At 60.9% G+C, this 10,879-nt stretch carries 9 protein-coding genes, 1 tRNA gene and 1 pseudogene; 9 read left to right on the top strand and 2 right to left on the bottom strand.

The genetic code is table 11. From position 1 onward, the window contains the following. Nucleotides 1-250: 250 nt before the first annotated feature. Nucleotides 251-1,660 (top strand): annotated as a pseudogene (gene cysC / locus J0I64_RS20485) (adenylyl-sulfate kinase); the annotation flags it as partial. A 3-nt stretch (nucleotides 1,661-1,663) separates the two neighbouring features. On the opposite strand, the gene J0I64_RS20480 reads toward cysC, so the two are convergent. Then, on the bottom strand, nucleotides 1,664-2,905 hold the full coding sequence (locus tag J0I64_RS20480) for an ROK family protein (protein WP_291411756.1): 1,242 nt from the start codon (nucleotides 2,903-2,905) through the stop codon (nucleotides 1,664-1,666). A gap of 220 nt (nucleotides 2,906-3,125) precedes the next feature. Between J0I64_RS20480 and xylF the strand changes: the two genes are divergently transcribed. The 4 genes from xylF to eco all read left to right on the top strand — a co-directional run bounded on the left by xylF (nucleotide 3,126) and on the right by eco (nucleotide 6,974). After that, on the top strand, nucleotides 3,126-4,160 hold the full coding sequence (xylF, locus tag J0I64_RS20475; RefSeq protein WP_291411754.1) for a D-xylose ABC transporter substrate-binding protein: 1,035 nt from the start codon (nucleotides 3,126-3,128) through the stop codon (nucleotides 4,158-4,160). Nucleotides 4,161-4,246: 86 nt separating this feature from the next. Next, entirely contained in the window at nucleotides 4,247-5,566 is a 1,320-nt protein-coding gene (locus tag J0I64_RS20470) for a sugar ABC transporter permease (RefSeq protein ID WP_291411752.1), read from the top strand. An 11-nt stretch (nucleotides 5,567-5,577) separates the two neighbouring features. Then, nucleotides 5,578-6,360: an ATP-binding cassette domain-containing protein gene (locus J0I64_RS20465; protein WP_291411750.1), complete on the top strand. Its 783-nt coding sequence runs from the start codon at nucleotides 5,578-5,580 to the stop codon at nucleotides 6,358-6,360. Nucleotides 6,361-6,509: 149 nt separating this feature from the next. After that, complete coding sequence (gene eco / locus J0I64_RS20460; RefSeq protein WP_291411747.1) at nucleotides 6,510-6,974, top strand: serine protease inhibitor ecotin; 465 nt, start codon at nucleotides 6,510-6,512, stop codon at nucleotides 6,972-6,974. 265 nt (nucleotides 6,975-7,239) lie between these two features. Here the strand turns inward: eco and J0I64_RS20455 are convergent, their stop codons facing one another. Beyond that, nucleotides 7,240-7,995, bottom strand: coding sequence for a VTT domain-containing protein (locus J0I64_RS20455; protein WP_291411745.1), 756 nt, complete (start codon nucleotides 7,993-7,995; stop codon nucleotides 7,240-7,242). Nucleotides 7,996-8,528: 533 nt separating this feature from the next. Between J0I64_RS20455 and J0I64_RS20450 the strand changes: the two genes are divergently transcribed. The 4 genes from J0I64_RS20450 to J0I64_RS20435 form a co-directional block, all read left to right on the top strand. After that, nucleotides 8,529-8,602 (top strand) — tRNA-Cys (locus tag J0I64_RS20450). Nucleotides 8,603-8,677: 75 nt separating this feature from the next. Beyond that, entirely contained in the window at nucleotides 8,678-9,007 is a 330-nt protein-coding gene (locus J0I64_RS20445; RefSeq protein ID WP_291411744.1) for a hypothetical protein, read from the top strand. 127 nt (nucleotides 9,008-9,134) lie between these two features. After that, entirely contained in the window at nucleotides 9,135-9,755 is a 621-nt protein-coding gene (locus J0I64_RS20440; protein ID WP_291411742.1) for a protein-L-isoaspartate O-methyltransferase, read from the top strand. 128 nt (nucleotides 9,756-9,883) lie between these two features. Further along, nucleotides 9,884-10,879, top strand: a 996-nt coding sequence (locus J0I64_RS20435; protein WP_291411740.1) for a TolC family protein, incomplete at its 3' end; no start/stop codon positions are given.

Here is a 10,879-nt window from a genome sequence, read left to right as displayed (position 1 = left end):
ACGCGGTGTTGCCGCCGTGTTCCATCGCGGAGACCAGCCAGTCCTCGTACTCGCCGGCCAGGCGCAGCGGCGTGGCCCCACGACGCGTCGGGAGGTTGCCCAGGTAGGCGAACCGCTGGGAGGCGACCTTATTGCCACATTGGTCACCACAAACGGGGCAAGCGGCCGGCAGGGAGTGTTTTACCCTTGCCGGTAAGGAGCGGAACAGGCTAGTCCATGGGCTTTCCGCGCCGGCCCGGAAGGCACGCCGGTCATTCTCGTCGTGAACAAGATCGACTTGGTCGATTACGACCAGGAAGTCTTTGACCGCATAGTGGCCGAATATCGGACCTTTTCCAGGGATCTGGGCTTCCAGACGCTGGCTGCCGTGCCGGTTTCGGCGCTGCGGGGGGACAATATCCTCGCCAACAGCGGTCGCATGCCCTGGTTCACCGGCACCCCGCTCGTGCCCTATCTCGAGACGATCGAGGTGGCGCAGGACAAGGCCGAGAAGCCTTTCCGGTTCCCGGTGCAGTGGGTCAATCGACCCAATCTCGATTTCCGCGGGTTCTCGGGCACTGTGGCTTCGGGCCAGGTAAAGGTCGGCGACGACATTCTGGTCGCGGCCTCCCGCAAGCCGGCCAAGATTTCGCGTGTCGTCACCATGGACGGCGATCTCGACGTTGCGACGGCGGGGCAGGCGGTGACGTTGGTGCTCGATCGGGAAATCGACGTCTCGCGCGGAGACGTGCTGGCGCATCCCGGCGGCGTGCCTGAATATTCCAACCAGTTTCAGGCGCGCCTGGTCTGGATGAATGACGAGCCGGCCTTCCAGGGGCGCTCATATCTGCTCAAGGTTGGTGCACAGACCGTGCCGGCAACCATCACCGACATCAAGTTCCGCACCAATGTGAATACGCTGGAACAGGCGGCGGCGAACAAGCTCGAACTCAACGAAGTGGGCACAGTGACGATCGCGACCGATCGCGCCGTTGCATTCGATCCCTACGCCGACAATCCGCTGACGGGCGGCTTTATCCTTATCGACCGCATTTCCAATGCGACGTTGGCAGCGGGCACGATCAGCTTTGGCCTGCGCCGGGCGCAGAATCTGACTTATCAGTCATTCGACGTGAACCGGCAGGTGCGCGCCCAGATGAAGGGGCAGGAGCCACAGATCGTCTGGTTCACCGGCCTTTCTGGCTCGGGCAAGTCGACCATCGCCAATCTCCTCGAGAAGCGCCTCACGACAGAGGGGCGGCACTGCTACATCCTCGACGGCGACAATGTGCGCCACGGCCTCAACAAGGACCTGGGTTTCACCGAGGCCGCCCGCGTCGAAAACATTCGTCGCGTGGCCGAAGTGGCCAAGCTGATGGCCGACGCCGGCCTGATCGTGCTGGTTTCCTTCATCTCGCCCTTCGAGAACGAGCGGCAATTGGCTCGCGAGATCGCTGGCGATATCCGGTTTACCGAGGTCTATGTCGATACGCCAATCGAAGTTGCGGAAAAGCGTGATCCCAAGGGGCTCTATGCCAAGGCGCGGCGCGGTGAGATCAAGAATTTCACCGGCATCGACAGCCCGTTCGAAGTGCCGACAAATCCCGACCTCACCCTGAACGGCGGCGTGGACGAGCCGCCCGCCCTGGCTGACAAGCTGCACGACTGGCTGGAATTTTGATGCTTAGCTTTCCAGCCCGGCTCTCTCTGAGCTGGGCAGGGCGGCAAAATCGACGAGATCGATGTCGTTGAGCGTCTTCATCAGAAGCCCCTTGAAGATCGGCTCGGTCTCGTCGCGATGCGCCACGATCTGTGGCGAACCGTTGATGCTGCCCACCAGGGAGCCGAGAATCGCCTGATCGATCTCTGGCCGCATCAATTCAAGGGCTCTCGCGCCGGGGCCGACGATCAGGACGTGCGAAGGGTCGTAGATGGCCAGCATGCGGCTGAGGCCAAAGCCGATGGCGCGGCCTGCCAGGTGGAATGCATGCGTTGCGCTCCGGTCGCCCGTTTCGGCCCGCTGCGCCAGCATTTCATATTGCTGAGCCGGTACGGCCGGGGCAGGGGACGCGGTTTCGGGCACGGAATAGGCGTTGCGCAAGATCGCATAGTCTGCGGCATAGGCCTCGATGCAGCCGCGCATGCCACACCGACAAAGTGCGCCGTTGGGGACGTGGTTCATATGGCCGAATTCGGTGGCGCCCTCGTCCCCGCGCCCCATGATCTGGCCACGGAACGTCACGCCCATGGCAACGGTGGAGCCGACAAAAACAGTGGCCACACTGGCCTCGTGCAGGGCCGGATCGAGCCATCGCGTCCCTTCGGCCAGTAGCCGCCCGCGCTTGTGGAGGGTAACGGGCAGGTTACGTTCCTCGGAAAGCTCGGCGGCGAAAGATGCGCCTGCCAGGTGCTGGATCGGCGACCAGCGCAAGCCTCTGCCGTCGCGTTCCAGGATGCCCTGAACAGAGATCGCGATCCGGCGGAGCGTCTTTGTGGCCGCTGGGGTTCTGGCCAGCAGGGCATCGAGCCGCTCGGATAGAAACTTGCACGGTGCCAGGCCCGCGAAGATGGTTGGGGTCAGCTGTATTTCAACACGATCGACAAGGACGCCGCCATAGTCGACCAGCGAAACGCGGGCCCGGTTGACGTCCAGCTCGAAGAGCGCCGCGTGTGCGGCCCCGCGCGAAAAATTGACGAAAGTGGCCGGCCGGCCTCGCGCCCGCCCGTCGGGTCTGTCGGCGACGAGCTCGGACACGATACCCTGGTTGAGCAAATCCGACATGATGGCGGTCATGCTGGCATGGCTTAGGCCGGTGAGGTTGGCGAGGGCGGTACGCGACTGCGCACCCTGCATGCGCAGGGCACTCAGTACCAGTCCACGGTTGTGCCGTCGGACGCTGTCGCTATCGCTGACGGTTCGCGTCAAACAGCCTACTCCCTAATATCCGCCCCAAGACACCAAAGCTGCCGTCATGAAGCAACATCGAATTCATTCGGAGCCCGAAATTGACGTTGACACGTCCTGATCCGACATGCGACTTGTTTTTTCGAGCATTGAAAATAATGCTCTGTGGCGCGCCAACGACCTTGGGATGAGGGGCCGTGCGTGCCGTTCTGGGTCTCGATGACCCAATGGGAGGACATTGATGAATAAGCTCTTTGCAGCGGTCTTGCTTGCCACGACCGTCATGACCGGTGCTGCCCTGGCACAAGACATTGTCGTCGGTGTGTCCTGGAACAACTTCCAGGAAGAACGCTGGAAAACCGACGAAGCCGCCATCAAGACCGCTCTCGAAGCGGCCGGCGCAAAGTATATTTCTGCTGACGCACAGTCGTCCGCGTCCAAGCAGCTTACCGATATCGAAAGCCTGATCAGCCAGGGCGCCGATGCTCTGATCGTGCTGGCTCAGGATAGTGATGCCATTGGTCCGGCTGTTGCGGCTGCCGTTGCTGAAGGCATCAAAGTGGTCGGCTATGACCGCCTCATCGAAAACCCCGACGCTTTCTACCTGACGTTCGACAACAAGGAAGTTGGCCGTATGCAGGCGCAGGGCGTTTTTGCCGTAAAGCCTGAAGGCAACTACGTCTTCATCAAGGGCAATTCGGCCGACCCCAACGCCGACTTCCTGTTTGCCGGCCAGATGGAAGTGCTCAAGGCCGCCATCGACTCCGGCGCCATCAAGAATGTTGGTGAAGCCTATACCGACAACTGGAACCCCGAAGTCGCCCAGGCGAACATGGAACAGTTCCTGACCGCCAACAACAACGACGTCGACGCCGTTGTGGCTTCGAACGACGGCACCGCGGGCGGCGCCATCGCAGCGCTTGCTGCTCAGGGCCTGGCTGGTTCCGTGCCGGTCTCTGGCCAGGATGGCGACCATGCAGCTCTCAACCGCATCGCGCTCGGCACCCAGACTGTCTCGGTCTGGAAGGACGCGCGCGAATTGGGCAAGAAGGCCGCGGAAATCGCTGTCGAACTGGCCAAGGGCACGGCGCTTGACGCAGTGACCGGCGGCACCAAGTTCTCCGATGGCCCCAAGCACGTCGAAATGAACGCTGTGCTGCTCGCGCCGATCCCGATTACCAAGGATAACCTCAACGTTGTCATCGACGCCGGCTGGGTGTCGAAGGACGTTGTGTGCCAGGGTGTCGCCGCTGGTTCGGTTGCCGCCTGCAACTGACACCTACAAAGGCTAAACTGGTTGCCTGTTGCAACCGGACTGCGCCCCGGCTTTGTGCCGGGGCGCCGTTTCCACGGGAGACCTGAATGGCTGATCAGCATGCCATCGCCACCCCTGCCCATCCGAGCACTTTTACGCAGAACCCCATTCAGCGTTTTCTCATGGCGACGGAGGTGGACACTCGCCTTCTAGGCATGATTGGCGCCCTGGCGATCATCTGGGTCGGCTTCAATATTTTCTCCGGCGGTCTCTTTCTGACGCCGCGTAATCTCTGGAACCTTTCGGTGCAGACTGCCTCCGTGGCCGTCATGGTAACCGGCATGGTTCTGATCATTGTCACGCGACATATCGACCTGTCCGTAGGCTCCATTCTGGGTCTGGTGGGTATGGTGATGGGCGTGATGCAAACCCAGATCCTGCCGGTGCAGTTCGGCCTCGGGCTTGGCCATCCGTTGATCTGGTGTCTGTCGCTTCTCACAGGTCTCATCGTCGGTGTTGGCATCGGTGCGATGCAGGGCGCGATCATTGCCTATCTTCGCGTGCCGGCATTCATCGTCACGCTCGGTGGTTATCTGGTCTGGCGAGGTGCGGCCTGGTGGGTGACCATGGGGCGCACTGTGGCGCCGATGGATCAGACCTTTCAGCTCATCGGTGGTGGCCCGGCAGGCTCGGTCGGTTCGACCTGGAGCTGGGTGGTTGCTGTCGTGGCGTGCGCCGCCATTGTGGCGGGCCTCTATTTCGGCCGCCGCCAGCGTCATCGCTTCAACTTTCCGCAGCGCCCGCTCTGGGCCGAGGCTGCCCTCGCTATTCTGGGGTGTGGCGCAACCATCGGGGCCGTCCTGGTCGCCAACTCGTACCCCTGGCCAGTTCGCATCGCCGAAAACTATGCCAACGCCAACGGCATTCCAGTGCCCGAAGGCGGGCTCTTCATTTCTCACGGCATCGCGATTCCGGTGCTTATCGCGATCGGGGTTGGCGTCGCCATGACCTTTCTCGCCTCCCGGACCCGCTTCGGACGCTACGTCTATGCCATGGGCGGCAATCCTGAAGCTGCGGAGTTGGCCGGCATCAACACACGCTGGGTAACGGTCAAAATTTTCATGCTGATGGGGGGGCTGTGCGCCATCGCAGCAGCCATTTCCAGCGCGCGCCTCAATGCGGCGACCAATGCGCTTGGCACGCTTGACGAACTCTACGTGATCGCCGCGGCCGTTATTGGCGGAACGTCGCTGGCGGGTGGTGTCGGAACCATCGCCGGCGCGCTGCTGGGCGCCGTAGTCATGCAATCTCTCCAATCCGGCATGGTGCTGATGGGGCTCGATAGCCCGCTCCAGTCCATCGTTGTCGGCGTCGTTCTGGTTTTCGCGGTGTGGCTGGACACGCTCTACCGCCGAAATAAGCACTAGGAGTGCACATCATGCTGGACCCCAGCACACCCCTGGTCGAAATGACCGACATCTCCATCGCCTTCGGCGGCATCAAGGCAGTTGATCATGCCTCGATCAATCTGCATCGCGGTGAAGTCGTAGGCCTGCTCGGCCACAACGGCGCGGGAAAGTCGACGCTCATCAAGGTACTGTCGGGAGCGTACAAGCGCGACGCCGGCGATATCCGGATCAACGGCGAGGCCGCGACGATCAACAATCCCCGTGATGCCAAGGCTTATGGGATCGAGACGATCTACCAGCAGCTCGCCGTTGCCGATAATGTGGACGCCGCTGCGAACCTGTTCCTGGGACGTGAGCTGACGACGCCCATTGGTACGCTCGACGACGCGGCGATGGAATCGCGGGCGCGAGAAGTAATGGGGCGCCTAAACCCCAACTTCCGCCGCTTCAAGGAGCCGGTAAAGGCGCTCTCGGGTGGCCAGCGCCAGTCTGTGGCCATTGCGCGTGCCATCCTCTTCAACGCTCGTATCCTCATTATGGATGAGCCGACAGCAGCGCTTGGCCCGCAGGAAACGGCGCAGGTCGGGGACCTGATCAAACAGCTCAAGTCCGATGGCATCGGCATCTTCCTCATCAGCCATGACATTCACGACGTCTTCGATCTGGCTGATCGTCTGGTGGTGATGAAAAATGGCCAAGTGGTCGGTGAGGCACGCACCAGCGATGTGACCAAGGATGAGGTCCTCGGGATGATCATCATGGGTAAGGTGCCGCCCGGCGCCCGGCCTGGACCTGGTGCGATCGGCAACTGACTGCGTTATCGTAAGCGGCGCCAACTGAAGCAGCTGCTGGTCAAAGGAAGGCGAGCGGTTGCGACTTGCACCGGTCGTCTTTGTCGCAGGCCGCAACCATCGCCACTCGATTTCGTTCTTCCGCCAGCCAACGTTGGAGAAAGAACTGAATGAGATTTGCAGCATTGACGGTCGGTGCGAGCATGATTTTCACGACCGGCGCCATCGCGTCGTCAGACGACTTGAAGCCCTATCCCGAGCCGACCGCAGAACAGGTGCAGCACGTCATTCGTCTCCCGCCCTTGGACGATGAAGCCGCTGCCAAGGTCGAAATCATTGTGGGCAGGACGATGACAGTCGACTGTAACCAGCATTTCTTCGGTGGTGAGGTGGAGCAGAAAACAGCCCAAGGGTGGGGATACGACTACTATGTGCTGGACAGCCTGAGTGCGGGAGCCGCGACCTTGATGGGGTGTCCAGAAGGGTCTGAGCACGAAGCTTTTGTTCGCAGCTCCAGCGAGACGCTTGTCCGATACAACAGCAAGCTGCCGCTGGTGATCTACACGCCGGACGATGTTGAAGTGCGCTATCGCGTTTGGCAGGCAGGCGACGTTCAAAGCGTGACAGATCTCTAATCGTCCGCCGGAACAGTGCGGGCATTTCAATCTATTCTGGCCACAGGCCGCGTTACTGATGCCTCCCGTCGACAGTTTCCCGCGCCACCTCGGCGAAAGGCACGGCTTGGGGGCCAGTTTTGCACGCGCGGCAGTCCGCGTGTGCAAAACGCTGTCGACGGCACATGCCGCACCCCAGATAGGCCGGGCCGGAGGCCGCGTTATTACGCAGCGGATTGCGAATTCGCTTGCGGCTCAACAATGGAGGGTTGGAGCAAAAGCTAACTTACCCTCGTCTTAGGTATCGAATCGCCATCGGTGTCAGTGAGACCAAGGCCAAGAGAGCGAACGCCAGTAGTACTGTCGGTGTAAGAATGTCGAACGACGACAGGTGCTCGCCACATGGCGGAACGCCAGCGTTGCACGCGGCGGCTCGGGCCTCTGCGGCCGATCTCAGCCCTTCGCCAGCAAGGACGTAAGCTATGGAGCCCGGGATCATTCCCACAAGCGTTGTCCAGGCGAAGGTATAAAACGGCACTGCGAGCAGTCCTGACGCTATGTTGATCACAGACGACGGAAACATCGGCGCAAGGCGCAGAAAGAGGAGATAGCTTGCTGCATCGCGCCGAAAGCCTTCTGCGATCCGCGCCAAGGTGTCACCAAGGCCGCTGCCGAAATGCTTCCCAAAGGCGGAGCGGGCAACCCAGTAAACTGCGGATGAACCTGTGGTCGCGCCCAGCAGGACCAGTGGGAGCGCTCGTTCCCAGCCAAACGCCAAGCCGTACGCTACGCTGAGAAGCCAGGTACCTGGTAATGCCGAGAGAGCTGCAGCCACATACAGGCACAAGCCAAGCGTCATTGCGAGAAGCGGGTTTCGTTCAATCGTTTGCGCCAATTCGACGTAGCGAAGCGCAATCGCATCGAAGGTGAGTTGCTGATGAACTCCAGTCGACAGCACTACGCTGCCGATAAAGCCGACGAAGGCTGCGACCATAAAGTATCGAAACCAATGACGGCGAATATGGAGCAGGAGTTGCGGCATTCGCTTTGTGTCTATCCTCCACGCGGTGTGGCGCTTTCGTGAAGGGCAAGTGTTAACGAACCATGCCGAAAAGACTACAGGAAGTCCCTGGCGGTCTTGAACGCAGTTAGCCCGCCGGCTGGCTTTGTGCAGGCCGATAAGACAGGGTCGCTCAATCTCTCCATTGCGGGCGAGGTACAGCGCCCAATCCTGAGCCTGATCGGCAATCCGCTATCTACCGGCGAGTGGACGCGTACGGTGACGCTCTGTCTGAACGATGCTAACCAGGATCAGCTTCTTTCCGATGCAGGGGCGGCCGCAAGGACTGCTGCTTTGACCGCAGGGGCTGATGGCCGGCTCAGCTATTGCGACTGGGAGAATGGACGTTCTGTGTGCGTCGGGAGGGGCGGGGCAGAAGATGGAGGGAGCGTGCCGGCGACGTCGCGGCCCTGGTAACCGCCAACACCTCATGAACCAGTTTTGCACACACCGCGGATCGTGTGTGCAACATGCCCTTGACGCGAAACGCGAAACCCCAGATAAACCGCCGCAGAGGCCGCGTGGCGGAGTGGTTACGCAGCGGATTGCAAATCCGTGCACTCCGGTTCGATTCCGGACGCGGCCTCCAGCTCCCTGACATTTGCGATATTCCCGGCAGCGATCCATTGTGGTTGGCAGTTTCGAACTGACTCTGGGGCAGGGGATGACAAAGCGTTTTCAGCGCGTGCTTTTGGAAACTCTGCCTGAGCGGAGACCTTGGGAAAGGGCTACCGATGAGCAGTTGGCGCTGGTTTCCCGCCAACTCGGGGCCTCGGATGTCTCGGACATCATCGACACCCTCGAAATGCTGACCTTGGAGAAAGAGATGGTGGCGGACTGGGATGGCGATACCCAAGACGACATCGCCGCTGCTCAGGAACAGTTGGCTACCCTGCTGAAGCATCTGGCCGTGCGTCATATCGACCTGATCATTTCGCGCGTTGATCGGGTGCAGCCATTGACGCAGCATTACCTGAGAGGGGCACTGTCCTGATCCAGAGTCTTGCGTAAGTTGCGCGGTGGCATCTTGCCAGCCAACCAACCCACCTATATTCACGTCCGGCATATCAAAGGGGCACCGGACCACCGCGATGGACGAGTATCGAAGGGCAAGACTGGCAATGATCGACAGTCAGTTGCGTCCAAGCGGGGTCATCGATCGGCGCGTGTTGTCTGTCATGGCCGATGTGCCGCGCGAACTGTTCGTTGCAGCCACCCGTCGCGGCGTCGCCTATGTCGATGACCTGCAGCCTCTGGCCTCTGGACAGCACTTTCTTTTGTCGCCAGCACAGTTTGGTAGAATGGTGCAGCTCGCCAAAGTTGCCAATGACGAGCGTGTTCTCGATGTCGGTGCGGCGAGCGGGTATTCGACCGCTGTTTTGGCTGGGCTGAGTGGCGAGGTCCTTGGTCTTGAGGTCGACGCTGACGTGGCTGAGCAGGCGAACGCGAACCTGCTCGACCTTGAAATTCAGAACGCGAAGGTCGTCGTCGGCGAAGCGTCCGGACTAACCGGACAGTTTTTCGATGCGATCATCGTTGAAGGCGCGGTCGATTCCGAACCTCATGACCTGATCGCCTTGTTGGCACCGGGTGGACGTCTGGTCGTGCCGATCCTGCGCCGGGGTGTGGCGGTGGTCCATGTCTACGTGCGAAACGATGCTGGCGTAATGTTCACGTCAGAGTTCGATGCAAGGATGCCGCGCTTGTGGAACGTGGCGCCGAAGGACGAATTCGTCTTTTGACGGTCGTTTTGTTGCGAATTGGCCACGCCGCGGCGTGAAGCGTACATTAAATTTTATCTGTCAGGTTATGGTTGGTTGTGGACCACATATGCCGGGCGTAGATTGTCAGGGTCTAAGGCGGGGTATCTATGGTGTATAAGTTTGTGACAGCGGGTGCGGTCGCCATTCTCCTGGCCGTGGGGGCTTCGGGTAGCGCGCAGGCACAGACGATCACCCAGGCGCTTACGGCAGCGTATAATCATGCGCCGGACCTGCAGGCTGCGCTCCTCGACGCGAAGGCCTCGGCCGAAAGCATCGTCCAGGCCAAGTCGCAGATGATGCCGACGATCGGCGCCTCGGTGAGTGGGAATCAGAGCTGGAGCCTCGTCGGTGGGCGCTTTGCCGGCAACCCGTCGATCACCACTGGTATTTCCTACAACCAGACGATTTTTGACAATCACAAGACCGAAGCGCAGATCGAGGCCGCTCGCGCGGCTGCCGAACTCGCGGAGTATCAGATCCGCAATTCCGAGCAGAACGTGCTCCTGTCGGTCATTCAGGCCTACATGAACGTGCTTAGCGGCCGTCAGCTGGTTTCCCTGCGTGAAGAGAACATTCGATTCTTCCAGGCCCAGCTGCAGTCGGCGCAGGATCGTCTGGATGTGGGCGAAGGCACGCGCATCGATGTTGCACAGGCACAGGCGCGCCTGGCCCAGGGGCAGGCGGCCTATCGCGCGGCGGTGAGCACGCTGGAAACCAGCCAGGCCACGTTCCAGCGCCTGGTCGGCGCGCGCCCGCAGGACCTCAATTCCTCGCATAACTATGCCCGCCTCATCCCGGCCTCGCTCGATGCGGCGCTCTCCGAAGCTGAGATCGGCCATCCCGCCATCCTGATGTCCAAGGCCTCCATCCGTGCAGCCCAGGCCGGTACCGATGCGGCTCAGGCCGCCTTCGGTCCGACGGCCTCCGTCACCGGTCAGGTTGGCAGCACCTGGACCAACGACGTGACTGGCCGTGACGGGTTCAGCGGAGCGCTTGGTTTCCAGATCACGGTTCCGATTTATGCAGGTGGTGCCATTGGGGCAGCCGTCCGCAAGGCCAACCTTGGCCAGATCAAGTCCGAAGTGCAGGCCATGTCGACCTAT

This window comes from Devosia sp. (assembly GCF_017307565.1).
GTDB lineage: Bacteria > Pseudomonadota > Alphaproteobacteria > Rhizobiales > Devosiaceae > Devosia.
The sequence above is the reverse complement of the archived record's forward strand: the minus strand, read 5'-3'. Positions and strand labels throughout refer to the sequence as shown.

Bases quoted from the DNA above. Each gene is read 5' to 3' on its own strand.
- xylF (WP_291411754.1), top strand. From the start codon at position 3,126: ATGAATAAGCTCTTTGCAGCGGTCTTGCTTGCCACGACCGTCATGACC.
- J0I64_RS20470 (WP_291411752.1), top strand. From the start codon at position 4,247: ATGGCTGATCAGCATGCCATCGCCACCCCTGCCCATCCGAGCACTTTT.
- J0I64_RS20465 (WP_291411750.1), top strand. From the start codon at position 5,578: ATGCTGGACCCCAGCACACCCCTGGTCGAAATGACCGACATCTCCATC.
- eco (WP_291411747.1), top strand. From the start codon at position 6,510: ATGAGATTTGCAGCATTGACGGTCGGTGCGAGCATGATTTTCACGACC.
- J0I64_RS20455 (WP_291411745.1), bottom strand. From the start codon at position 7,995: ATGCCGCAACTCCTGCTCCATATTCGCCGTCATTGGTTTCGATACTTT.
- J0I64_RS20445 (WP_291411744.1), top strand. From the start codon at position 8,678: ATGACAAAGCGTTTTCAGCGCGTGCTTTTGGAAACTCTGCCTGAGCGG.
- J0I64_RS20440 (WP_291411742.1), top strand. From the start codon at position 9,135: ATGATCGACAGTCAGTTGCGTCCAAGCGGGGTCATCGATCGGCGCGTG.